This window comes from Nonomuraea sp. NPDC050404 (assembly GCF_040655495.1).
Lineage (GTDB): Bacteria > Actinomycetota > Actinomycetes > Streptosporangiales > Streptosporangiaceae > Nonomuraea.
The window spans coordinates 76,160-98,446 of record NZ_JBFAKB010000008.1 but is presented as its reverse complement, the minus strand read 5'-3'; the positions used below and the strand labels follow the sequence as shown (position 1 = coordinate 98,446).

Sequence of the window (22,287 nt, the reverse complement as noted above, 5' to 3'; positions counted from 1 at the left end):
CATGCGGCAGGGTCACTCGTGAGTGGCGTTCGCCCGGCTGGGGAGCAGGAACATCAGCAGGGCCGCGACGATGTAGCAGGCGATCTGCCAGGGCAGGATCGCGGTCAGGGCATCGCCGTATGCGGTGAGCTGGGTGGCTCCTGCGGTGAGTGCGCTCTCCATCCGGGTGAAGAACACCGCGCCGAGGACGGCGACGCCGAACGCGTTGCCGAGTTGGGTGACGGTGGTGAGCACGCCGCCCGCGGTGCCGGCGTCCTTGACGGGAACGCCGGCCAGCACGACGTTGATCAGGGAGGGTGCGGTGAGCCCCAGCCCCAGACCGCCCAGGAACAGCGGCACGGCGAGTGCCCAGTACGAGGGATTGGCGCCGTCGCGGACGAGCAGCAGCAGGACAACCTGCGACACGGCCAGGGTCAGGGCGCCCGAGATGAGCAGTGCGCGACCGGCCCGGTGCGCGAGTCCGGCGCCGACGCCCGAGGTGACGATGGAGCCGATCGCGTACGGGAGGATCACCAGGCCGGTCTCCAGCGCGGTGCGACCGGTGCCGAGCTGGAGATAGAGGGACAGCAGGAGGAAGAAGGACCCGAGCGCCCCGAAGAACAGCAGGCAGATCGACAGGCCCCCGGCGAAGGCCCGCACGCGCAGCAGCGCGGGGTCGAGGATGGGCTGCTCGCCGCGCCCGGCGAGCCGTCGCTGCCTGACCAGGAACAGGGCGGCGACGAGGACCGCGCAGGCGAGAAGGGCGAAGCTCCACCAGGGCCACCCCCAGTCACGTCCCTGCATCAGAGGCAGGAGCAGGAGCACCGCGCCAGCCGCGGCCAGCAGCGCCCCGGGCAGGTCGAGGCGGGTTTCGCCGGCCGCACGAGACTCGGGCATGAACCGGAACCCGATGATCAGCCCCACGATGGCGATCGGCACATTGACCCAGAAGATCGCCCGCCAGCCCAGGCCGAACAGGTCGGCCTCGGTCAGCACCCCGCCGAGCAACGGCCCGGCCACCGAGGCCAGGCCGAGGACCGCGCCGTACACGCCGAGTGCCTTGGCCCGTGCGGCGGGCGCGAACGAGGCGCGGATGATGCCGAACACCTGCGGGATCATCAGCCCGCCCGCCAGACCTTGAGCGATACGCATGCCGATCAGCGCGCCGGAGTCCGGCGCCAGCCCGCAGCCCGCCGAGGCCAGCATGAACCCGGCCAGCCCGAGCAGGAAGACGCGACGCCGTCCGTACTGGTCACCGAGGCGGCCGCCGGTGATGAGCCCCGCTCCGATGGAGAGGGTGTATCCCGCGAGCATCCACTGCAGCGCGACCTCGCCGGAGCCCAGGTCCTCGGCGATCCGCGGGGCCGCCACGCTGACGATCGTGGCGTCCAGGAGCTCCATGAAGTCCGCGACGAGAATCGCGGCCAGCACCAGGACCGCCTTGCGTCCGGACAGGAATGCGGCGGTCGTGCTGCCGTCGCCGCTGCCGGTGAGCGGGGAGACGGCAGTCGTGCTGCCGCCACCCCCGCTGCGGCGCCGCGAGGGAGAAATTGCGCCATTTCCACCGTGGTGCGGGGAGGGGAAAGTTGCACTGTCATCACCTCCACTGTGGCGCGGAGGGGTGACGGTGGTGCTGCCGCCATCGCCAGGGTGGTGCGGGGAGGTGGGGGTTGTGCTGCCGTCGCCGCCGCTGCGGCTCGGGGAAGTGTTGGTCATGCTGTGGCTGCGCTCCTGGTTCATGGGGATGCGATAGAATTACTGCACTGTGCAGCAATTGCGCGACGCAGCCAATGTAGCGCAAAATTCGCTGCACGACGCAGCGAGTTGGAGGGGAGACGCGGTGACGGCGCCGGATCAGGACAGGCAAGGGCTGGTCGACGAGCTGGTCGGGGTCGCGGTGCCCGGTTACGCGATCTTGGTCGTACAGCTCAACAACGTCGTGGCCACCCAACTGGGCGTCACCGACACCGACGTGCAGTGCCTGCACGCGCTGGACCGCTACGGCCCGATGACGCCCGGAGCTCTGGCCAAGCGCGTGAACCTCACCACCGGATCAGCCACCCGCATGATCGACCGGCTGGTCGCCGCCGGGTGCGTACGCCGCATGCCCGACCCCGACGATCGCAGGAAGGTCGTCGTCGAGCCGACCCAGGAGGGACTCGACCGGGTCAGGGACGCCTACGCGGGGCTGGTCGAACGCACCCGGGACGACCTGGGAGACTTCACCGACGAGGAGCTCCGCGCCGTGCTGCGCTTCGTGCGAACGGCCGAGCACAGCACCGCCGCCGAAATCCACCGACTCCAATCCGGCACCGGCAACCAGTAGCGCCCCGGGGACATCACCGTCATCGCACCACCCACCCACTCACACCATCCGCTCGCTCACGCCATCCGCTCGCTCACGCCATCCGCTTACTCACGCCCCCGCTGACGCCGGCGTGCTCACGCTGCCTGACCGCTCGCGTTGCCCGGTTCTGACGCCATCCGTCCCGTTGGCGCCGCCTGATACGCCCCCGCCACCTGATGCGACCCATCCCCCAGATGCGACCCACCGCCCGATGCGGCAACGCGCCGATGCCACGCGGCAGGGTGGGCATGGCCGCGTGGCGTCGGTGCAAAGGTGGGCTTTCGTCAGCGGAGCTTCGCGAAGAAGGTGGTGACGTCCTCAGCGAAGAGAGCGGGCTGTTCGGCGGCGAAGAAGTGACCGCCCTTGTCGTACTCGGCCCAGTGGACAATGTTGTGGTCGCGCTCGGCCCAGGCACGGATCGTGACGTCACAGGCCCTGGACACCAGAACGCCCGTGGGTACGGTACCCCGCGCGGCAGCGGCCCAGTCCCCGGCCCCGCCCCATCCCGCCGCATCGCCCGCGCCACCCCAGCCCGCGCCACCCGAGTCAGTGCCGCCCAAGCCCGCCGCGCCGCCCGAGCCGCTCCAGGCCGCGTCGGCAGGGGCTCCGGATGGGGATGCGACCTGGGGGTTGCCCCCGAAGGAGCTTCCAGACGCGTCCTCGGAAACAATTCCGGAGGTGCCCTCGGATGCGCCCCACTCCCCCGTGCCGCCGTCGCTGCTGCTCCAGTCCCCGGCGCTCATGTTCTCGTAGTAGAACTGGGCCGACGATCCAGCCGTGCCCGTCAGCCAGTAGATGCTGATATTCGTCAGCATCAGGTCGCGGTCGAGCGAATCCTCCGGAAGCCCATCAACGGGCTCGGTCAGCTCCTTGAACTTCTCCATGATCCAGGCGAGTTGCCCCACCGGCGAATCATGCAACCCGTACGACACCGTCTGAGGCCGTTTGGACTGCGTCTGCAGGTAGCCGTCGTTCATGTTCTCCATCGCGTTCCACCGCCGCCGCTCCTCATCCGACAGCCCGTCCATCTCGCCCTCCTGCCCGATCGGGAAAGTGAGCGCGGCGTTGAGGTGGATGCCGGCGACCTGCTCGGGCGCGTGTTTGCCCATCTCGGGCGCGATGAAGGCGCCGGCGTCCCCGCCCTGCACCCCGTACCGGGAATAGCCGAGCAGTTCCATGAGCCGCGCGAACGCCCTGGCGGTGCGGGCGGCGTCCCAGCCGGGGCCGGACAGCGGGGCCGAGAAGCCGAAGCCGGGCAGCGACGGGATGACCAGGTGGAAGGAGCGGGAGAGCGGCTCGATGACGTCCAGGAAGTCCATGAAGGTGCCCGGCCAGCCGTGCAGGAGCATGAGGGGCAGCGCTTCGGGATTGTCCGAGCGGACGTGGACGAAGTGCAGGTTCTGACCGTCGATCGTGGTGGTGTAATGGGGCAGTTCGTTGAGCCTCGCCTCGTGGGCGCGCCAGTCGTAGCCGGCGCGCCAGTACTCGGCCAGGTCTCTGAGGTAGCCGAGCGGAACCCCGCGCTCCCAGCCGGTGCCGGGCAGCTGGGGCTGCCATCGGGTCATGGCCAGGCGGGTACGCAGGTCGTCGAGGCCCTGCTGCGGCACCTCAATGCGGAACGGTCGAATTGTCATGATATTTCCCCTCAAATCTTGAATGCGGCGGCGTGCTCGGCGGCCCACTGGGCGAATGTGCGCCCGGGACGGCCCGTGACCCGCTCCACGGTCGGCTGCACGATGGCCCCGGCCCCCGGCGGATTGGCGCCGAGCTGGACCCCGAACTCGATCATGTCCTCGGTCACCCCGGCGGCCTGCATCGCGGCCCGGTACCCTGCCTCGTCCAGCTCCTCGAAGCGGAGCTCCCGCCCGACGGCCTCCCCGATCAGCCGCACCCGCTGCTCGGGCGTCAGCGCCTCGGGCCCGGTCAGCGTGTACGACTCCCCCGCGTGCCCGTCCTCGACCAGCGCCGCCACGGCCACGGCCGCGATGTCGGCCTCGTGCACCACCGCGCCGAGATGGTTGCCGAAGACCCGCACCACACCTTCGTCCCTGATGGAATCCACCCAGTCGTAGGCGTTGGCCATGAACTCCACGCACAGCAACTGCGTCCAGCCCACGCTGCCCGCCCGCAGCGCCCGCTCGACCGAGGACTCGTCCCAGCCGCTCAGCACGCTGACGCGCGTGACGCCCGCCTTGGCCGCCAGCTCGACGATCTCGGGCCCGGTCTCCAGCTCGGCGAAGTCGTCACCCCCGAACGTGATCAGGTGCAACCCCGTCACACCCTCCAGCGCCGGCGCCAGCGTCTCGGGCGAGGTCAGGTCGCCGCAGGCCACCTCAACCCCGTCGGGCAGCCCGGCCGCCGCCGGATTCCTGGTCAGGGCCCGTACGTGCGCGCCCCGCTCGACGAGCTGCGCCACGATCTGACGGCCGACCGTACCGGTGGCGCCGGTCACGAGGAACGTCATCGTTCTCTCCTTCGAGTACGTGTTCATTTCCGGTCTCGACCAGGAGGCGCTACACGGCAAATAGCACCCGCCACCCATCGGCCACGGCAGAAAGGGCGGCTCGTAACAACCTGGCAACATCCTCTTGCCATCGCCCATGTGACCGCTCACACTCAAGCAGAATGTGTGACCGGTCACACCGAGAGGTTGGTCCGCCATGAGGAGGAAGAATGCCTGGTCAGCGGCCCTGGTGGCAGCTGTCGTGACGAGCCTGCTGCCCGCCGTCCCCGCCCACCCCGCCGCCGCCTCACAGTTCGTCGTGGACCTCGCCGCGCCGACCGGCGCGCTGCGTTACGGCGCCACCGGCTTCCTGTACGGGCTCGGCGACGAGGGCATCCCGAACGAGACCATGCTCGCCGCGCTCAAACCCCAGGTCACGGCCCAGAAGGCGCCGGACGGCCTGCAGCACCCGAACGGCGACGCGCTGAAGATCGCACCCATGTTCAAGCGCGCCGGGGGCCGCGACATCCAGATCTACCTGCAGGACGTCTACAAGCAGTGGCCGTACGAGAAGCTCGGCCTGGCCGACTACCTGGCCAAGGTGGAGACGATGACGAGGAAGGTCGTCGCGGACCCGTACCGCGCCTCCTACGTCTATGTGCCCTTCAACGAGCCCGACCTGATCTGGTACCAGGGGAACCTGACCGCCTTCCTCAACGACTACAAGGCCGTCCACCAGCGCATCCGCTCGATCGACCCCGGCGCGCGCGTCGCCGGTCCGAACTTCGCCTCCTACCGCCCGGCCGACCTGCGCGCGTTCATGACCTTCGCCCGCGACAACGGCGTGCTGCCCGACGTCACCACCTGGCACGAGCTGGGGGACGACTTCTACACGAGCTGGCACACGCACTACGACGACTACCGGGCGATGGAGGCGAGCCTCGGGATCAGCCCGCGCCCGATCACCATCAACGAGTACGGCCGGTCGTCCGGCGACCTGGGCGTGCCGGGCAACCTGGTGCAGTACGTGGCGAAGTTCGAGAACAGCAAGGTCGACGGCTGCCTGGCGTACTGGACGACGGCCGGCGGGCTCAACGACCTGGTGACCAGGAACAACCAGGCGACCGGCGGATGGTGGCTGTACAAGTGGTACGGCGAGCTGACCGGCACCACCGTGGCCGTCACCCCACCCGCGCCCGGCGGCTCCCTGCAGGGCCTGGCGGCCTACGACCCGGCCAAGAAGCAGGCCCGGGTGATCTTCGGCGGCAACAACCCGTCGTCGGGCACCTACGACACGAACCTGGTCGTCAAGGGCATTCCCGCCGCGCTGGGCGGCACGGTGCACGCCACGGTGTGGGGCGTGGACAACTCGGGACTGAACGCCTCTCCCGGCCCATATCGGGTGACCGAGTCGGACTTCACCGCGTCCGGCGGGCAGATCACGATCCCGCTGACCGGGCTGAAGGGCTCCTCGGCCTACCACGTGATCGTGACGCCGGACAAGGACACCTCTCCCGCCGGTTCGCGCTATGAGGCCGAGTACGCGGCGCTGGCCGGCTCGGCGCGCGTCACATACGGCTCGAACACCGGCTATTCGGGCACATCCTTCGCAGAAGGCTACGGCGGCAGCACCAACGCGAGCACTCGGTTCGTGGTGACAGCCGCCGGCGACGGGTACCACGACCTCGCCCTGCGTTACTCGGCGGGCCCGTACGCGGGCGCCCCGGCCGGCCGCTCGGCGCGACTGCGGCTCAACGGCTCCGACCTCATCGACGTCGCCCTGCCCGGCACCGCCGACTGGAACACCTGGAACACGGTGACCACGAGGGTGTTCCTGACCGCCGGGATCAACCGGGTGGAGGTCAACGCGTACGCGGGCGACGACCGGGACGCGGTCAACATCGACTACCTCGACGTCACGCCCGCCACCGGCACCATCACCGCCTACCAGGCCGAATCCGCCACCAACACGCTCGGGGGCGCCGCCAGGGTGGGCTCCAACGCCGCCGCCTCGGGCGGAAGCTACGTGGGGTACGTCGGCGCGGGCGCGGCCAACACGCTGCGCTTCAACGGGGTGACGGTCCCGTCCGCCGGCCGGTACCGCATGATCGTGACGTATGCCAACGGCGAACTGGGTGAGGGGGCGACGAACTACAACACCAACATCGTCGACCGTTACGCCGACATTTCGGTCAATGGGGGCGCCGGCAGGCGGCATTACTTCCGTAACACGCTGGGCTGGTCGAACTTCCGTACCACGGTGGTGGATGTGGTGCTGGCGGCGGGCACGAACACGATCACCTTCGCCAACGCCTCCACCGGCTACGCGCCCGACCTAGACCGCATCCAGATCGCCACCCCAACCCTCGGCTAACCCCCGCCCCGACCGACCCCCCACACTCCCGGTCCCCCACGCCCCCGGTCCTCCCACACCCCGGTCCTCCCACACCCCCGGCCCTCACACCCCCGGCCCCCACACCCCTCCGTCCCCCGCACCCTCTGTCCCCGCCGACCGACATCCGGCGGAGCCTCTGCCCAGCCACTCGGCTGAGGCTCCGTCCGGCCGCTCGGCTGAGGCTCCGTCCGGCCACTCGGCTGAGGCTTTGTCCGGCCACTCGCCCGGCCGATTCCGTCCGACAGTGGACGACTGTGGCCGGCCGTGGCTCCCTATCGTCCGAACTTGGCCATCCACTCCTCGACGGCGGCCGCGATGACCAGTGGATGGTCCTCGGGCGTGTGATGTCCCGCCACCTCGTCATGCTCCGCGATCTCCAGGGCGGCGATGGTGGCCGCGCACCAGGCGAGGGTCTGCGGCGTCCACATGGAGCCGGGGCCGGGACGGAAACCGATCAGCAGCTTGGGCACGTCCACGCTGCCTGCCAGCCACCGGTCGAACGCCTCGATCCTGGCCACGACGTCGGCGGGCTCCCCGTCCAGCGGCATCGAACGGGCCCAGCGCAGCATGGGGACGCGATTCTGCCTGGTCGGATACGGCCGCAGGTAGACCGCCAAATCCTCCTCGTCCGGCGGCGTGACGACGGTGCCGGAGAAGGAGCGCAGGAAGACGTTGTCGTCGAGCATCATCGACTCTCCCACGCCCTCCGTCTTGATCGCCCTGAACAGCTCGCGTCCGCCCTCGGGAAACTCCTCCCAGCTCATCGGCTTGACGATGGCCTCGGTGAAGGCGATGCCGCGTACCCGCCCGGGATGACGGGCGGCCCAGTCGAAGGCCAGCGCGCCGCCCCAGTCGTGGCCCACGAGCACCACGTCGTCCAGGCCGAGCGCGTCGAACCAGGCGTCCAGATATCGGGCGTGGTCGGCGAAGGTGTAGTCGATGGCGGGCTTGCCCGACTCCCCCATGCCGATCAGGTCAGGAGCCAGGCGACGGCCACGGCCGATGGCGGGCATGATGTTGCGCCACAGGTGGGAGCTGGTGGGGTTGCCGTGCAGGAAGACGATCGGCGCGCCATCGCCAAGTTCCCGGTAGGACATCGTGGAGTCGAGTACGGGCTGAATGGGCATAGTGAGTTCCTTTCGTAGGGGTCATCGGTGGTCAGCGGAAGCCCGGGGTGACGGACCGGAGGACCGACGTAAAGCGCCGACACGACAGACCGGCGAACCAGCGGAAGACGCCAGACCGGCGGACCGGCGGACCGGCGGACCGGCGGACCGGCGGACGAAAAGCACCGCTGCGACAGACCGGCGAACCAGCGGAAGACGCCAGCGCGACAGACCGACAATCGGCGGAAGAGACGCCGGCCCGGTGACCGGCGAAAAGTGCCGGTGCGACAGACCGGCGGACTGGTGGAAAGCGCCGGTGCGACAGACGGGCGAGTTAGCGGAAGGCGGCGGCGTTGCGGGCCGCCCAGTCCGCGAACGGGCGCGGGGCACGACCCAGAATGCGTTCCACTTCCGGGCTGACCTGCTGCTCGGCGGGGGTGGGCGTGCCCAGAATGCTCAGAGTGCCCTCGACGGCCTCCTCCGGCATGAACCGCAACATCTGCTCCCGCGCCTCCTGCCTGCTCTGCTCGACGAACCGCACCCGCTCGCCAAGCACCTCCCCGATCGTCGCGGCCCGCTCGCGCGGGGTGATCGGCTGAGGACCGGTGAGCACGTACGTACGCCCCGCGTGCGAATCCCCCCGCAACACCGCCGCCGCGACCCCGGCGATGTCGGCGGGATCGATGAACGGCAGAGCCACGTCGGCGAACGGGGCGGCCGCCGTGCGATGGGCCCGGATCGGCTCGGCCCAGGCCAGGGCGTTGGAGTGGAACCCGCCGGGCCGCAGAATCGTCCACTCCAGCCCCGACCGGCGTACGGCCTCCTCGAAGACCACCGGCTGGGCGTAAAGGTCCGGCCGGGACCCTGCTCCCTGGGAGGAGAGCAGGACGACGCGCCGGATCCCGCCCGCCTCGGCCGCGTCCAGCACGCCCTTCGGGTCGGATCCGGCGACGTGCAGGAACAACGCGTCGCCACCGTCGAAGGCGGCTTTCAGGCTGTCGGGCTCGGCCAGATCCCCGACGAGGCTCCGTACGGACTCCGACGACGGCGCGGGCCGCCGCGAGACCGCGGCTACCTGCTCACCCGCGCCGACCAGCAGCCGGACCAGCTCGCCACCGACGTTGCCCGTGCCACCCGTTACAACGATCATCATCCCGCTCCTGAAAGTTAGTTAGCTGACTGACTCACTTCGAGACCATAGCGGTGCGCCAACGCGGCTGTCTATAGTCAGTCAGGTGACTAACTCAACGCGGGCGGGAAAGCGGGAGCGGCTGGCGCACGCCGCCGTACAGGTGCTGCATGAGCAGGGAGTCGAGAAGACCACGCTCGCCGACATCGCGCGCGCGGCCGACGTGCCCGTGGGGAACGTCTACTACTACTTCAAGACCAAGGACCAGCTGGTCGGGGCGGCCATCGAGGCGCACGGCCGGCACCTGGAGTCCGTACTCGACGGCCTCGAACGGCTCGCCACACCGCAGGAGCGGCTCAAGGCGCTGGTGCACGGCTGGATGGAGGGCCGCGACCTCGCCGCCAAGTACGGCTGCCCGACCGGCACCCTCGCCTCCGAGCTCGACAAGCGCGACGACGGCCTCGATCGCGCGATCGCCAAGGTCATGGGGCGGCTGCTCGACTGGATGGAGGGACAGTTCGCGACCATGGGGCATGCGGACGCCAAGGAGCTGGCGGTCGCCCTTTTCGCCTCCTACCAGGGCATCGCGCTGCTCACCAACACCTTCCGCGACCCGGAGATGATGGCGGCGGAGGGCCGCCGCCTGGAGCGCTGGATCGACTCGCTCACCTGAACCTGACCCCCGGCGACAACTTTTGCACTCAAAAACCCGTCGTACACCCAGAGTTATCACTCATACACTGTGAATAACGGGCAGGGTGCGGTGCGGGCGAACGGCCCCGGTCGGGGAGAGGGCAGGGTCTGTGGCGATGAGCGTGGATCCGAGAGCGGCCAAGAACGTGCTGGTTGCCGGGGAAAGGCCGGAACCCGGCCTGGAGGAGGAGCAGACCGGTTCCGGGCTGGAGTCGGTGACCCGTCATGAGGAGCTGGTGCGGCTGCTGGCCGAGCAGTTCGCGCGGGCCGACGCGTCCCTGCGGGAGCTGCAGGCGCGGGCGGACCGGGCCGACGGCGCCCGCCTCCCCCGGGCCACGTGCGCGGACATGCTGGCCGGTCGGCGCTTTCCGAAAAAGGCGGTGATGGTGGCGTTCCTGCGGGCGTGCCAGGTGCCCGAGCAGCAGGTCCCCGCGTGGGAACGGGCTTGGGAACGGGTACGGCTGGCCCGCCTGCCCACCATGGTCGTCCAGGACGGCCCGGCATGCTCCGTCCAGCAGTACCCAGCCTCCGATCCTCCGGACGAGCTGGAAGAGCCGGATGATCCGGACGTGCGCGGCCTGCTACGAGTGCTGAGCAAACCCATCGGCACAAACACAACATTCCACGCAGACGAACCCATAAGACCGGGAAGGCCAGCCGAGCCCGACCCGTTCCCGCCCCCGGACCGATGGCCAGGCCGTACCGCCGGCGCGGACCGCAACCGCACCGTCGTCATCGCCGCATTCGCCTCACTCGCCACCGGAGCGGCCCTGGGCGCGCTCGCGGCCGTGGCGGTGCTGGGCGTGCTCGCGGGCGCCTGGATCCCGGAGCTCGGTACGCCCGCGGCGAAACCCAAACCGGAGACTCCCCTCGGCTGGAAACTAGTCGACGACGGCCGCGCGTTCGGCCCCGGCGGTTCGAGCCGGTTCACCGTAACCGTCGATCCGGCCAACACCGGCGTCCGGCTGATCCGCCGCCTGGACGCCGGCATCGGCAGGCAGCATGCCGCCATCACGGTGAACGGCAGCCCGGCGGGGTCATGGCAACCACTGCCGGCGGCGCACGACTACAGGTGGCGCAACCAGAGCGTGGACCTCCCGCCGTCCGTGAGCGCGGGACGGCACTCGCTGACCGTGGTCAACACGTTCATCTCCTCCGACCTGGACTTCAACGAGTTCTCGTACGTCGTCAGACAGAAGCTCAACGGCGTCTGGTCCACCGCCGACACCCTCGACGTCGGCCCCGAACACACGGCCAGCGAGGCCGTACACGACTACCACCTCACCGGCCGCCAGACCTTCTCCGGCCCTCAGGACTTCGCCTACCCCCCGAACCATCCGCCGGACAGCGACGGGTGACGTGGCAGGATCCAGGTGGCGGACAAGATCAAGCCGGTCGACGCGCTCAAGGCAAGTAGAATGAATGTGCGTGCTGCGGGGTGCGCTTCTCATCCACGGCGCCGCAGCCTTGCGACGCGAGCATGCCCGCAGCGCACAGCCCTGGCGTCACTTCCCCAGTCGCCTCGATCGAACACCTAGGTCGGCGTGCGTCAGGCATCACGGCTCCAGGCGGGTGAGGTCGAGGGTGGCCAGGCGGGCGGGGTCGGAGAGGATGTCGATGGTGGCGATCCTGCCGTCGGCGATGGTGAAGCTCATGACGGAGATGGGCTGGTCGTCGATGGTGTTGACCAGGCCGGCGAGGCCGTTGATGAGTGCCGGGCAGGTGGCGGCGCTGGTGGCCATGCGCTGGAAGGTGGCGAGTTGTCCGGCCACGGCCGCCACGCCACGGATGATCTTCAGGCCGCCGGTGAGCGTACCGCCGTCGGCGCGCAGGACCACGTCGGGGTCGAGGATGGACACCAGCGCGGCGAAGTCGCCGCCACGGGCGGCGGCCAGGAACGCGTCCACCACGCGGCGCTGGCCGGCCAGGTCAGGGTCGGGGTTCGGGGCCGCGCCGCGTACCCGCCGGCGGGCGCGGCTGGCGAGCTTCTTGGCCGCCACGGGGGTGCGGTCCACGATGGGCGCGATCTGCTCGAACGGCAGGCCGAACATGTCGTGCAGCACGAACGCCAGCCGTTCTGGCGGGGTCAGCGATTCCAGCACGACCAGCAGCGCCAGGCCCACCGAGTCGGCCAGCAACACCTCCTGCTCCGGGTCGGCGGCATCGGCACGGCTGATCACCGGGTCGGGCAGGCGCTCCTCCAGCGACTCCTCGCGCCGGGACTTGCGGGCGCGGAGCAGGTCCAGGCACACCCGGCCGACCACGGTGGTCAGCCAGCCACCGAGATTGTCGATGTCACCGGCGTCCGTACGCGCCAGCCGCAGCCACGCCTCCTGCACCGCGTCCTCGGCCTCGCTCAGTGAGCCGAGCATCCGGTAGGCGACCGCCTTCAGGTGGGGGCGGTGCCCCTGGAACTGGTCGGCCAGGAAGTCATGGGGCGTCACGGTTGCATTCCTCTCATCTCAGCCACGTCAGAACGCTGACGTATCAAACCCGGCAAAGGTGACCGTCACCTTTGTCGCGGGCCGTCCGTCATGCCGGCGATCAGCACTCACTCTCGAAGGGTTGCAGGCGATGAGCAGGACGGATGTGCACGGCACGGTCGCGGACGGCTTCGAGCCGGTACGCGAGGAGTTCGCCGCGGTGGCGGCCGAGCAGGACGGCCAGGCGGGCGCGCAACTCGCCGCCTACGCGCACGGCCGGCAGGTGGTGGACCTGTGGGCCGGGGACGAGGCCGGCGGCGACACGCTGACCGGTGTCTACTCCTGCACCAAGGGTGCCGCGACGCTGGTGGTGGCACTGCTGACGCAGGAGGGGGTCCTCGATCTCGACGAGCCGGTGGCCCGGCACTGGCCGGAGTTCGCCGCCGCCGGCAAGGATACGATCACGCTGCGGGACGTGCTGACCCACCGCTCCGGCGTCATCGGCGTGGACGGCGGGCTGTCGGCGGCGGAACTGGCCGACGACGCGGTGATCGCGCGCCGCCTGGCCGCGCAGCGCCCGTACTGGCGGCCGGGCTCGGCCTACGGTTATGGCGGGTTCGTCTCGTTCGCCCTGGTGAACGAGGTGATCCGGCGCGTGACCGGCCGCTCGCTCCAGCAGGTCTACGACGAGCGCATCCGTGCCCCGTACGGGCTGGATCTTTATCTGGGGTTGCCCGAGGCAGAAGAGGAGCGGTTCCGGCCGATCCTGCGGTGGACGGCCACGCCGGAGCAGGAGGCCGCGTTCTGGTCGAACGTGCCGGGTCCGAACAGCATCCTCGGCATCGGGTACGGGCTCAACAGCACGCCGCCGCTGGACCAGGTGGCCTTCGCCAACACCCGCGCCGTCCGCGCCGGCGGCCAGGCGTCGGCCGGCGGGGTGGGCAGCGCGCGCGGCCTGGCCGGCCTGTACGCGGCGGCCGTCTGGGGCATCGGCGGACGCCCGCCGCTGCTCAGGCCGGACACCGTCGGCGAGTTCTCCATGTTGCACTCCACCGGCCGCGACCTGGTCCGCGGCGATCAGGGCAACTACGCGCTCGGCTTCCAGGCCAAGGGCCTGCGGTACGCCTTCCTCGGCGCGAACGCGTTCGGCCACGACGGCTCGGCCGGTTCGGAGTCCTTCGCCGACCCGCACGGCGGCATCGCCTTCGGCTACACGCGGCGCCGGTTCGGCTCCGGCTGGTCCTACCCCGAGCACGACCGGCTCGCCGCCGCCGTCCACCGCGCCGCGACCGCCTCCTGAGGAGCCGCCATGACCTCTCACGCCGGAACCCGCCTGGCCTTGTTGCTGATCGCGGCCGCGCAACTGCTGATGGTGGTGGACGGCACCATCGTGACCGTGGGCCTGCCCGTCATCGGAACCGGGCTCGGCGTCCCCGAGACCGGCCTGGACTGGGTGCTCACCACCTTCGCCCCGCTGCGCGGCGCGCTCACCAGCGGTTACACCACCGGCATGCTCGGCGCGGGCGGCTTCTACCCGGCCGCGATCGTCACCGCCGTCCTCCGCCTGCGCCCCTCGAACCGGGACGGCGAGCCCACGCCGGAGACCCTCGGCAGCAACTGACCGCCTAACCGGTCACCTTCGTGCCCTGCGATCCGTCAGAGCAGCGATCCACCATTCACCACCTTGAAGGGAACACCACCATCATGACCACCACCGAGTCCCGTCTGCCCAACCCCGCCGCACTCGTCCCCGAACTCAAGGACATCGGCGGTGCCCTGTACAGGGCGACCGGGAACGGCACGATCCCCCAGGCCACCATCGGCCTGGTCCAGTTGCGTGCCGGTCAGATCGTCGGCAACACGTACCTGACCGTCCTGCACACCGGCAACCTCCGCAAGGCCGGCGTCAGCGAGGAGAGCATCACCGCCGTGGCCTCCTGGCGGGACGCGCCGTACTTCACCGATGCCGAACGCGTCGCGTTGGAACTGGTCGAATCCGTGCTCACCCCGAACCCGTCCGGTGAGCGCGTCCCCGACGAGCTGTACGCGAGGGCGTCCGGGCAGTACGACAACAAGGCGCTCACCACGCTCATCATGGCCATCGGCCAGGTCTGCTTCTTCCTCCCCCTGGCCCTCATCGGCAAGCCGCTGCCGGGTGTGTCGCCTACGGAGCAGTGGAGGGCGTAACACCTGAAACCGGCAGGGCGAGGACGCGGCACCCCGTACCTCGCCCTGCCGGGCGACCGGAGCCGCGTGAGGTGGCCGGCCGGAGATCCAACCCTGGTCCCGCCGTCAGGGGAGTGCCGCGATCACCTCGACCTCGACCAGCAGGCCGGGCGCGGCCAAGGAGACCACCTCCACGAGGGTGCTGGCCGGGCAGGACGTGACGCCTTGGCGAAGCGGGGCGAGGATGGCGGGCAGCACTTCCGGGCGGTAGCCGACCACGTAGATCGTCTCTTTGTCGATGTGCTCGCGCCCGGTCCCGGCGGCGGCCGGCGCGAGGTCGATGGCGGCCGCGATGTGCTCGGCCTGCGTGGCGTGGTCGTCGCCGCGGATCCGGCCGGCCTCATCCTAGGCGACCTGCCCCGACAGGAACACCAGCCCAGTGGGACCTGCGCCCGCCACGATCACGTCAGCGTGCAAGGTTTGCCCCCTCCTCGATTAAATGAACATTGTTCATAAAAAGACGTTCACTAGTATCACCAGGCATGGGAACGTCGTCAACCGCACAGCGCGGCCGGGGCCGCCCCCGCAAGATGGCCGTGCCGGAAGCGGTCACCACCGCTCTGCGCCTGGTGGATGAGGAGGGCCTCGACGCGCTGACCACGCGCCACCTGGCCACGGCGCTCGACGTACAGGCGGGCACGCTCTACCGGCATTTCGCCACCAAGCAGGCGCTGCTCGCCGCCATGGCGGAGGAACTGCTGGCCGGGTGTGGGGACCCGCTCCCCGACGGCCTCACCTGGCGGGAACAACTCGCCGTGCTGGCCGGTCGCCTGCGTACGGCGCTCCTGTCCCGCCGCGACGGCGCCCGCGTCTACGCCGGCACCCACTCCGTCGGCCCCAACACGCTGGGCTTCGCCGACACCCTGGTGGGCGTGCTGCTCGAAACGGGCCTGCCCGCCGAGGCGGCCACCCGGACCATGTTCACGATCATCAACTTCACCGTCGGGCACACGCTGGAGGAGCAGGCCGCCCGCGAACTCACCGGCTCCGACCTACCCGGCGCGCTGCTCATGCTGCACACGGCCCTGGACCCGCACGTCTACCCGAACCTGGCCGCCGCCGAACCCACCCTGACCGGCACCGACTTCGACGGCCACTTCACCCACGGCCTGAACCTGCTCCTCACGGGCCTCACCGACCCGCCCCCGCCGGCAAGATCGGCTTCTTAGCCGAACACCCCCGAGGCGAGCCTGTCAGCGGCGGCACGGGGCTCGCGGCCGAGGAGTGTCGCCCTCCGGGGCTCGTGCGGTGCGGCTTGAGGTCGAAGGCCCGCAAGATCGGGCCGATGGTCGACTCCGACCGTCCACTGCGCCGCGCCATCGAGGCGCGGGTCCAGTGCCAGGGCGCCGATGATGCGCGGGCGACGTGGATTCGCCGCTGGGTCAGAAGGCGCCGGGGTGGACCGTGCGCATGGCGTCGTCGAGAAGTTCGCCGAGGGGTGCTCGGCCGTCCGCTGCCAGCCACGCCCGGTTCGCCGCCTCCAGGCATGCCAACGCGGCACCGATGACGGCGGCCGGGCGGGCGTCGGCAACGGCTGAGGTGCCGGCGGCTGGGTCGAGGCGGGCGATGATGTGTGGGATGAGCCGATCGTGCCACCTGCACTGTTTCTCCAGGTTGCAGGCCCGTAGCGCGGAATTCCCGTCGAGCATGTGCCGCAGCGCGAGGCTGCCCTGCCGGTCACGCTCCTGGTGGGTGAGCAGCACGTCGAAGGCGTGGCGCAGCGCGGTCCAGGCGTCCTCGTCCGCGGGTCTGCGTGCCAGGGCCTCGGTGAGCGCGTCGCCGAGAACGTCCAGGTGGCCGAGCACCACGTCTTCCTTCGAGGCGAAGTAGCGGAAGAAGCTGCTGCGGGACATCCCGGCCGCCGCCGCGATCTCGTCGATCGTCGTGGCGTCGTAGCCCTTGCGGGCGAACAGGTCTATCGCGACGGTCACCAACTCGGCCCGTACGGTACGGCGGGTGCGTTCACGCAGTCCGGGCCCCGGCGAGTCGTCGATCGTCATCTCGGTACTGTACTCCGTGCCTCGCTGAGACCACCGTGTCAAAAGCAGTACTGAGTCTCGCTTTCAGCGTAGGGTGACGACGACCGCTCCGGTGATCGAGCCGGAGCGGCGCGGTTTCGCCGGCATCGAGGAACGAGGATTCAATGGATCTTTCTGGCGTGGGCGTGTGGAGCACCCAGTTGCGTTACGGGGACCCCGTCGAGTCCGCCGAGGCGGCTGCGGAGCTTGAGGAGCTGGGCTTCAGCGCGTTGTGGATTCCGGACATCGGAGGCCCCGTGTTCGACGCCGTCGGCAATCTGCTGGCGGCGACCCGCGAGACGGTCGTCGCGACCGGGATCCTGAACCTGTGGATGCACGCCCCCGCCGAGGCCGCCGCGTCGTACGCGTCGCTGTCGGCCGCCCACGGCGACCGGTTCCTCATGGGCATCGGGGTGAGTCACGCCCCCTTGGTCGACGCCGCGGAAGCCGGCCGTTACCGGCGGCCGTTGGCGGCGATGGCGGCGTTCCTCGACGGCCTCGACGCGGCAGACCCACCCGTACCGGCCGAAGGACGAGTCCTGGCCGCGCTCGGCCCCAAGATGCTCGAACTGGCGGGCAAGCGGACGCGGGGAGTTCACCCCTACCTGGTCACGCCCGAGCACACCCGCATCGCCCGCGAGGCCCTGGGCGCGGGGCCGCTCGTGCTGCCGGAGCAGACGGTGATCCTCTGCTCCGGAGCGGAGGAGGCGCACGCGATCGGGACCGAGTGGCTACGGGGTTACCTGGCGCTCCCGAACTACGCCAACAGCCTGCTGCGGCTCGGATTCTCCCAGGAGGACCTGACGTCGGTGAGCGACCGCCTGTTCGACGCGCTGATCGCGTGGGGAGATGAGGAGGCGATCAGGAGCAGGGTGAACGAGCACCTGGCCGCCGGCGCCGATCATGTCACCGTGCAGGTGCTCACGGCGGACCAGGATGCCTTCCCGCGTGAGCAATGGCGCCGCCTGGGCTCCGCTCTGCGCTAGCCGCCCAGGTCTTGGCTTCGGTGGGTTAGGGCATAAACCATTTGGTACGGCGCTCCAAGTTGGCACGCCGTACCAAATGTGCCATCATGAACGCATGACGACGCGAGCACGCCGGTCTGAGCGACGTAATCAGGTGCTGTCCCGGGAGCAGATCATCGAGTCCGCCATCGAGCTGCTCGATGCGGGCGGCGAGGGCGCGCTGACCGTCCGGGCGCTGACCGAGCGCCTGTCCACCGGGTCCGGTGCGATCTCGTATCACGTGGGCAAGCGGGACGATCTCCTGGACACGGCGACCGAGACGGTCGTCATGGCCGCCCTGGCGACGAAGCCCGCCCGGGCGGAAGCGGCGCCGGCGGACGAGATCCGCGTCGTCGCGCTGGCCCTGTTCGATGCGATCGCGGAGCACCGGTGGCTCGCCACGCGGCTGACGCTCCAGATCATCCGCAACCCGGTGGGACCGGTGACGGTGGGGATCTTCGAGCGGATCGGCCGGCAGGTGGGCGCTCTGGGCGTACCGCAGGCACGCTGGTTCGACGCGGCCTCCACGCTCGTGCACTACATCCTCGGCGCGGTCAGCCAGAACGCCCGCATCGAGGGCGACACCTCGGGCGTCGACCCGGACGCGGACCGTGAGGAGTTCTTCGACGCGGCCTCGGCGGCGTGGCGGGAACTCGACCCCGAGGACTACCCGTTCATGCACGCCATCGTCGGCCAGATGAGAGCGCACGACGACCGCGAGCAGTTCCTCACCGGCATCGCCGTCATCCTCGACGGCCTCACCCGCCTGCGCTGACCCACCCCGCCGAATCCGGCCCGGGCAGGACCACGTACTGGTATCAGGGGGAAACTCACATGCACCACGTAGTAGTCGCGGGCGCCGGCCCGGTCGGCCTGTTCCTGGCCAACGAGCTGGCCCTGTCCGGCTGTTCCGTCCTCGTCCTTGAGCGCGACCGGGATCCCGCCCCGCCGTTGAAGGCGTTCCCGCTCGGATTGAGGGGCCTGAACGCCGGGTCCGCCGAGACGTTCTACCGCCGCGGGCTGCTGGAAACGGTGGCGAAGGCGTCCGGCGTCAACGCGGAGAGGCTCGGCGCGGACCCCGAGGCGATCGAGGCACCCGCCCCCCGTGAGCTGAGCCATTTCGCGGGCATGACGCTCGATCCGGCCGGCATCGACACGGCCTCGCTGCCGTTCCGGCTGCCCGGCCCGGCGATGGAAGGCTTCATGACGAGCCTGGAAGCGGTCACGGCGGTGCTGGCCGAGCAGGCCTCCGCGCTCGGCGTGGAGATCGTCCGGGGCGTTCCCGTGACCGCCGTGAGCCAGGACGGCGAGGGCGTCGCCGCCACGGCGGGCGGGCGGCGGTACCGGGCACGCTGGCTGGTCGGGTGCGATGGCGGGCACAGCGCGGTTCGCCGGCTCGCCGGCTTCGACTTCGTCGGCACCGAGCCGTTGCTCACCGGCTACGTCGCCAAGGTCACCTTCGCCGACCCCGGCCGGTTGCCCCTCGGGTTCAATCTGACGGCGAACGGCATGTACCTGCGTACGCCTCTTGAGGGGCATCTGGGCATGATGGACTTCGACGGCGGCGCCTTCGACCGCTCCCGGCCGCTGACCCGCGACCACCTCCAGACGGTGCTGCGCCGCGTCTCCGGCACCGACGTGACGCTGGAGGAGGTTCATCTCGCCTCCAGCTTCACCGACCGGGCGATGCAGGCGACGACGTACCGCAAGGGGCGCGTGCTGCTCGCCGGTGACGCCGCGCACATCCACTCGCCGCTGGGCGGGCAGGGGCTCAATCTCGGCATCGGTGACGCCATGAACCTGGGCTGGAAGCTCGCCGCGACCGTGCGCGGGCACGCGCCCGAGGACCTGCTCGACAGCTACACCGGCGAGCGTCACCCCGTCGGCGCCGGCGTACTCGACTGGTCGCGCGCCCAGGTGGCCACCATGAGGCCGGGCCCCCACGCGCCCGCACTGCGCCGGTTGGTCGGCGACCTGATGAGCACCCCTGACGGGACCACGCACGTCTACCGCAGCACATCGGGCCTGTTCCACCACTACGACCTGGGAGGTGAGCACCCGCTCATCGGCCGCAGCGCCCCGGACTTCCATTTCGCGGAGGACGGCACCCACCTCGGCGAACTGCTGCGGCAGGGGCAGGGGATCGCGCTCGACTTCACCGCTGACGGCGCGCTGCGGGAGGCGGCCCGGAGATGGGAGGGCCGGATCCGGTACGCGGCCGGCCCGGCGCGGGACAACCTCGGGCTGGCGGCCGTACTGGTCCGGCCTGACGGTGTCGTGGCCTGGGCGAGTGGCGGCACTCCCGATCGCGACGCGTTCCAACAGGCCGCCGCCCGGTGGTTCGGCACTCCCGAAAACTGAAGGCACCGGCCAGTCCCGGCGGGCGCGCCGGCCTCAAGTACCAGCCGTGACACCCGACAACCAAAGGACAACGATCATGAACAGAGCCATCAACACCCCCTCCGGCCCGGAAGGCAGCGACCCGAACGCGATCGCCTGGGTTCGCACCTGGGGCGCCTCCCCCCAGGCGCCGGACAACTCCGTCAGCTTCATCGAACCCTTCGAGAACGCGACGCTGCGGCAGATCGTCCGCATCAGTGGCGGCGGACGCCGCGTACGCGTCCGTATCAGCAACGAGTACGGAACCGCACCGCTGGCCATCGGCGCCGCCCGAGTGGCCATCGCGGACACCGACGGCGGGGACGCGGGCGGCAGCGGCCATGCGGTGACCTTCGGCGGCCGGCCGACCGCCACCGTCCCGGCGGGCGCGCCGATCCTCAGCGACCCCGTCGACCTGCGCGCCGCCGCGTTGTCACGGCTGGTCATCAGCCTCTACCTGCCCGGACGAGTCGACACCCCGACCTGTCACGGGACCTTCCACGCACTCGGCTGGCGCATCCCCGGCGACGCGACCGCTCTCGCGTCGCTCCCCGCGGACGCCACCCCCTTGCCGGCACAAGCCCTGATCTCGGCCGTGGAAGTGCAGCCCGACACACCGGCCAAGGCCATCGCCGTGATCGGCGACTCCCGCGTCGACGGCATCGGCTCCACCCCCGGCGCCGACCGGCGCTGGACCGACCTGCTCGCCGAACGTCTGGCAGCCCGCAACGGACGGACCCGCTGTGTGATCAACCAGGGCATCGGCGGCAACCGCCTGCTCACCGACGGCGTCGGCACCGCCGCCCTCGCCCGCTTCGACCGCGACGTCCTCGCCACGCCGGGCCTGGGCCACGTGATAATTGCCGTGGGCAACGACCTGGTCTTCTCCTACGCTCCGCGCACCGCGGAGACCGCCGGATTCCTCGCGATGTTCCCCGGCGAGCCCGTGGGCGTGGACGACGTCATCGCCGCTCACCTCCAGTTGGCGGCCCGCGCCCGCGCGCACGGCGCGAAGGCGTATGCGGCGACCATCGCCCCCTACGGTGGCTCGGAAATGTACACGCCCGAGGGCGACAAGGCGCGCGAGCAGGTCAACGCGTGGATCCGTACGAGCGACGCCTTTGACGGAGTGCTCGACTTCGATGCCGTCTGGCGCGACCCCGCCGATCCCAGCCGCATCCGCCCTGACCTGCACATGGGCGACAACCTCCACGGCAACGACTCGGGCTATGCCGCCCTCGCGGAATCCATCGACCTGTCCCTCTTCGGCTGATCCCTCGGCGAGGCGGCCTACCGTGGCGAAGGAAGATCGCCGAGCGTGATCCTGGCACCGGAAAGGCGTTCAACCAGCCAACCGGCCCGGAATGCGCGCCAACACCACCGCCATCACCGACGCCAACCCCAAACCCGGATGACACGCCCACCCCGTGCCCCACGCCCACCGACCCGCAGGCCACCCCACCCAGCCCGTGCTCGAGTGCGCGGCGGACGACACCAGCACATGCGCCGCGCGCTGAGCCACCCTTGGCTTTCTCCTGCCACCCGACGGTCACCTTGATCGCCAACCGCCGCCTCACTCGCCGAGGCACCCGTGCCGGTCACGGTCCGAGAGTCGTTCAGCGCCCGAGATCCTCACGGACGACGGCCATCACCTCGGCCGGCAGGGTCGCGGCTCCGGTCTCGAGCAGCCACCGCTCAAGGGCGCGGCCACGGTCGGCCAGCCACTGCTCGGTGCCGTCCGCCCGGTGCACCACCACCGTGCCGTCCGAGATCATCGCTTCCGGCTGCGCTCCCGGACCGGAGCTCACGGTGAGACCGCGATATCCCAGGCCCTCGCGTGGCGAGGGCGATCCGGGCGCGACCGGCAGCGCGCCGACGCGGCGCCGGAACTCACCGGTCTCATCCTCTCCCAGGACGAACGTGGGATTTGGCCGGCCGCTGTACAGGTCCACTTCGACGAGCATCTCGGTCTCCTTGATCTCGGAAGCCGACGGACCAGGTGTGCCGTCGCCGCCGTCCGGTCGAGAGCAGGCGCCTGCGGCGACCGCCGCGCACAACAGCAGCGCCACCCCCACCACCACCGATCTGCGTGTCCGGCGGATCATGAAGCAGTCCATCACACCCCCTTCACTCGGATCAGGCGAA

The 22,287-nt window shown here is 70.4% G+C and carries 21 protein-coding genes; 12 read left to right on the top strand and 9 right to left on the bottom strand.

The genetic code is table 11. The annotated features are described in order from the left end of the window. Positions 1–12 precede the first annotated feature (12 nt). Positions 13–1,695, bottom strand: coding sequence for an MFS transporter (locus AB0I81_RS23585; RefSeq protein WP_360659960.1), 1,683 nt, complete (start codon positions 1,693–1,695; stop codon positions 13–15). A gap of 124 nt (positions 1,696–1,819) precedes the next feature. Here AB0I81_RS23585 and AB0I81_RS23580 point away from each other — a divergent pair, with 124 nt between their 5' ends. Then, the gene (locus AB0I81_RS23580; RefSeq protein ID WP_360659958.1) at positions 1,820–2,305 is read left to right on the top strand and encodes a MarR family transcriptional regulator; all 486 of its coding nucleotides are present in this window, start codon (positions 1,820–1,822) and stop codon (positions 2,303–2,305) included. A gap of 305 nt (positions 2,306–2,610) precedes the next feature. On the opposite strand, the gene AB0I81_RS23575 is transcribed toward AB0I81_RS23580, so the two are convergent. Beyond that, complete coding sequence (locus tag AB0I81_RS23575; protein WP_360659957.1) at positions 2,611–3,960, bottom strand: epoxide hydrolase family protein; 1,350 nt, start codon at positions 3,958–3,960, stop codon at positions 2,611–2,613. A gap of 11 nt (positions 3,961–3,971) precedes the next feature. Continuing rightward, positions 3,972–4,790, bottom strand: coding sequence for an NmrA family NAD(P)-binding protein (locus AB0I81_RS23570; protein ID WP_360659956.1), 819 nt, complete (start codon positions 4,788–4,790; stop codon positions 3,972–3,974). Positions 4,791–4,986: 196 nt separating this feature from the next. Between AB0I81_RS23570 and AB0I81_RS23565 the strand changes: the two genes are divergently transcribed. Then, positions 4,987–7,143 (top strand): carbohydrate-binding protein, encoded by a 2,157-nt coding sequence (locus AB0I81_RS23565; RefSeq protein ID WP_360659954.1) that lies wholly within the window; start codon positions 4,987–4,989, stop codon positions 7,141–7,143. 293 nt (positions 7,144–7,436) lie between these two features. Here the strand turns inward: AB0I81_RS23565 and AB0I81_RS23560 are convergent, their stop codons facing one another. Both AB0I81_RS23560 and AB0I81_RS23555 read right to left on the bottom strand, forming a co-directional pair. Next, positions 7,437–8,291, bottom strand: coding sequence for a haloalkane dehalogenase (locus AB0I81_RS23560; RefSeq protein ID WP_360659952.1), 855 nt, complete (start codon positions 8,289–8,291; stop codon positions 7,437–7,439). A 313-nt stretch (positions 8,292–8,604) separates the two neighbouring features. Then, entirely contained in the window at positions 8,605–9,423 is an 819-nt protein-coding gene (locus AB0I81_RS23555) for an NAD(P)H-binding protein (RefSeq protein WP_360659950.1), read from the bottom strand. Between the two features lie 82 nt (positions 9,424–9,505). Between AB0I81_RS23555 and AB0I81_RS23550 the strand changes: the two genes are divergently transcribed. Then, a complete protein-coding gene (locus tag AB0I81_RS23550) occupies positions 9,506–10,072 on the top strand; it encodes a TetR/AcrR family transcriptional regulator (RefSeq protein WP_360659948.1) in 567 nt (188 codons plus the stop codon). A gap of 136 nt (positions 10,073–10,208) precedes the next feature. Beyond that, the gene (locus tag AB0I81_RS23545) at positions 10,209–11,450 is read left to right on the top strand and encodes a hypothetical protein (RefSeq protein WP_360659946.1); all 1,242 of its coding nucleotides are present in this window, start codon (positions 10,209–10,211) and stop codon (positions 11,448–11,450) included. 198 nt (positions 11,451–11,648) lie between these two features. Here the strand turns inward: AB0I81_RS23545 and sigJ are convergent, their stop codons facing one another. Beyond that, a complete protein-coding gene (gene sigJ, locus AB0I81_RS23540; RefSeq protein ID WP_360659944.1) occupies positions 11,649–12,536 on the bottom strand; it encodes an RNA polymerase sigma factor SigJ in 888 nt (295 codons plus the stop codon). A 130-nt stretch (positions 12,537–12,666) separates the two neighbouring features. Between sigJ and AB0I81_RS23535 the strand changes: the two genes are divergently transcribed. The 3 genes from AB0I81_RS23535 to AB0I81_RS23525 all read left to right on the top strand — a co-directional run bounded on the left by AB0I81_RS23535 (position 12,667) and on the right by AB0I81_RS23525 (position 14,702). Beyond that, a complete protein-coding gene (locus AB0I81_RS23535) occupies positions 12,667–13,815 on the top strand; it encodes a serine hydrolase domain-containing protein (RefSeq protein WP_360659942.1) in 1,149 nt (382 codons plus the stop codon). 9 nt (positions 13,816–13,824) lie between these two features. Beyond that, entirely contained in the window at positions 13,825–14,136 is a 312-nt protein-coding gene (locus tag AB0I81_RS23530; protein ID WP_360659940.1) for a hypothetical protein, read from the top strand. An 83-nt stretch (positions 14,137–14,219) separates the two neighbouring features. After that, complete coding sequence (locus AB0I81_RS23525) at positions 14,220–14,702, top strand: carboxymuconolactone decarboxylase family protein (protein ID WP_360659938.1); 483 nt, start codon at positions 14,220–14,222, stop codon at positions 14,700–14,702. 105 nt (positions 14,703–14,807) lie between these two features. On the opposite strand, the gene AB0I81_RS23520 is transcribed toward AB0I81_RS23525, so the two are convergent. Continuing rightward, complete coding sequence (locus AB0I81_RS23520; protein ID WP_360660710.1) at positions 14,808–15,071, bottom strand: RidA family protein; 264 nt, start codon at positions 15,069–15,071, stop codon at positions 14,808–14,810. A 152-nt stretch (positions 15,072–15,223) separates the two neighbouring features. On the opposite strand from AB0I81_RS23520, the gene AB0I81_RS23515 reads away from it, so the two are divergent. Further along, positions 15,224–15,910 carry a TetR/AcrR family transcriptional regulator gene (locus tag AB0I81_RS23515; protein WP_360659936.1) on the top strand — a complete coding sequence of 229 codons (687 nt, stop codon included), beginning with the start codon at positions 15,224–15,226 and terminating at the stop codon, positions 15,908–15,910. 213 nt (positions 15,911–16,123) lie between these two features. Here the strand turns inward: AB0I81_RS23515 and AB0I81_RS23510 are convergent, their stop codons facing one another. Next, positions 16,124–16,741, bottom strand: coding sequence for a TetR family transcriptional regulator (locus AB0I81_RS23510; RefSeq protein WP_360659934.1), 618 nt, complete (start codon positions 16,739–16,741; stop codon positions 16,124–16,126). Positions 16,742–16,884: 143 nt separating this feature from the next. Here AB0I81_RS23510 and AB0I81_RS23505 point away from each other — a divergent pair, with 143 nt between their 5' ends. The 4 genes from AB0I81_RS23505 (at position 16,885) to AB0I81_RS23490 (ending at position 21,415) form a co-directional block, all read left to right on the top strand. Further along, the gene (locus tag AB0I81_RS23505) at positions 16,885–17,745 is read left to right on the top strand and encodes an LLM class F420-dependent oxidoreductase (RefSeq protein ID WP_360659933.1); all 861 of its coding nucleotides are present in this window, start codon (positions 16,885–16,887) and stop codon (positions 17,743–17,745) included. A 94-nt stretch (positions 17,746–17,839) separates the two neighbouring features. Then, positions 17,840–18,538 carry a TetR/AcrR family transcriptional regulator C-terminal domain-containing protein gene (locus AB0I81_RS23500; protein WP_360659931.1) on the top strand — a complete coding sequence of 233 codons (699 nt, stop codon included), beginning with the start codon at positions 17,840–17,842 and terminating at the stop codon, positions 18,536–18,538. 59 nt (positions 18,539–18,597) lie between these two features. Continuing rightward, complete coding sequence (locus AB0I81_RS23495) at positions 18,598–20,124, top strand: FAD-dependent oxidoreductase (protein ID WP_360659929.1); 1,527 nt, start codon at positions 18,598–18,600, stop codon at positions 20,122–20,124. Positions 20,125–20,200: 76 nt separating this feature from the next. Beyond that, on the top strand, positions 20,201–21,415 hold the full coding sequence (locus AB0I81_RS23490; RefSeq protein ID WP_360659927.1) for an SGNH/GDSL hydrolase family protein: 1,215 nt from the start codon (positions 20,201–20,203) through the stop codon (positions 21,413–21,415). Positions 21,416–21,758: 343 nt separating this feature from the next. Here AB0I81_RS23490 and AB0I81_RS23485 read toward each other — a convergent pair whose 3' ends face one another. Continuing rightward, entirely contained in the window at positions 21,759–22,247 is a 489-nt protein-coding gene (locus tag AB0I81_RS23485) for a hypothetical protein (RefSeq protein WP_360659925.1), read from the bottom strand. Positions 22,248–22,287 lie beyond the last annotated feature (40 nt).

What these genes read in the sequence shown, in the direction of transcription:
- AB0I81_RS23585 (WP_360659960.1), bottom strand. Translation starts at nt 1,695, where the DNA reads ATGACCAACACTTCCCCGAGCCGCAGCGGCGGCGACGGCAGCACAACC.
- AB0I81_RS23575 (WP_360659957.1), bottom strand. Translation starts at nt 3,960, where the DNA reads ATGACAATTCGACCGTTCCGCATTGAGGTGCCGCAGCAGGGCCTCGAC.
- AB0I81_RS23570 (WP_360659956.1), bottom strand. Translation starts at nt 4,790, where the DNA reads ATGACGTTCCTCGTGACCGGCGCCACCGGTACGGTCGGCCGTCAGATC.
- AB0I81_RS23565 (WP_360659954.1), top strand. Translation starts at nt 4,987, where the DNA reads ATGAGGAGGAAGAATGCCTGGTCAGCGGCCCTGGTGGCAGCTGTCGTG.
- AB0I81_RS23560 (WP_360659952.1), bottom strand. Translation starts at nt 8,291, where the DNA reads ATGCCCATTCAGCCCGTACTCGACTCCACGATGTCCTACCGGGAACTT.
- AB0I81_RS23555 (WP_360659950.1), bottom strand. Translation starts at nt 9,423, where the DNA reads ATGATGATCGTTGTAACGGGTGGCACGGGCAACGTCGGTGGCGAGCTG.
- AB0I81_RS23545 (WP_360659946.1), top strand. Translation starts at nt 10,209, where the DNA reads ATGAGCGTGGATCCGAGAGCGGCCAAGAACGTGCTGGTTGCCGGGGAA.
- AB0I81_RS23535 (WP_360659942.1), top strand. Translation starts at nt 12,667, where the DNA reads ATGAGCAGGACGGATGTGCACGGCACGGTCGCGGACGGCTTCGAGCCG.
- AB0I81_RS23530 (WP_360659940.1), top strand. Translation starts at nt 13,825, where the DNA reads ATGACCTCTCACGCCGGAACCCGCCTGGCCTTGTTGCTGATCGCGGCC.
- AB0I81_RS23525 (WP_360659938.1), top strand. Translation starts at nt 14,220, where the DNA reads ATGACCACCACCGAGTCCCGTCTGCCCAACCCCGCCGCACTCGTCCCC.
- AB0I81_RS23515 (WP_360659936.1), top strand. Translation starts at nt 15,224, where the DNA reads ATGGGAACGTCGTCAACCGCACAGCGCGGCCGGGGCCGCCCCCGCAAG.
- AB0I81_RS23510 (WP_360659934.1), bottom strand. Translation starts at nt 16,741, where the DNA reads ATGACGATCGACGACTCGCCGGGGCCCGGACTGCGTGAACGCACCCGC.
- AB0I81_RS23505 (WP_360659933.1), top strand. Translation starts at nt 16,885, where the DNA reads ATGGATCTTTCTGGCGTGGGCGTGTGGAGCACCCAGTTGCGTTACGGG.
- AB0I81_RS23500 (WP_360659931.1), top strand. Translation starts at nt 17,840, where the DNA reads ATGACGACGCGAGCACGCCGGTCTGAGCGACGTAATCAGGTGCTGTCC.
- AB0I81_RS23495 (WP_360659929.1), top strand. Translation starts at nt 18,598, where the DNA reads ATGCACCACGTAGTAGTCGCGGGCGCCGGCCCGGTCGGCCTGTTCCTG.
- AB0I81_RS23490 (WP_360659927.1), top strand. Translation starts at nt 20,201, where the DNA reads ATGAACAGAGCCATCAACACCCCCTCCGGCCCGGAAGGCAGCGACCCG.
- AB0I81_RS23485 (WP_360659925.1), bottom strand. Translation starts at nt 22,247, where the DNA reads ATGATCCGCCGGACACGCAGATCGGTGGTGGTGGGGGTGGCGCTGCTG.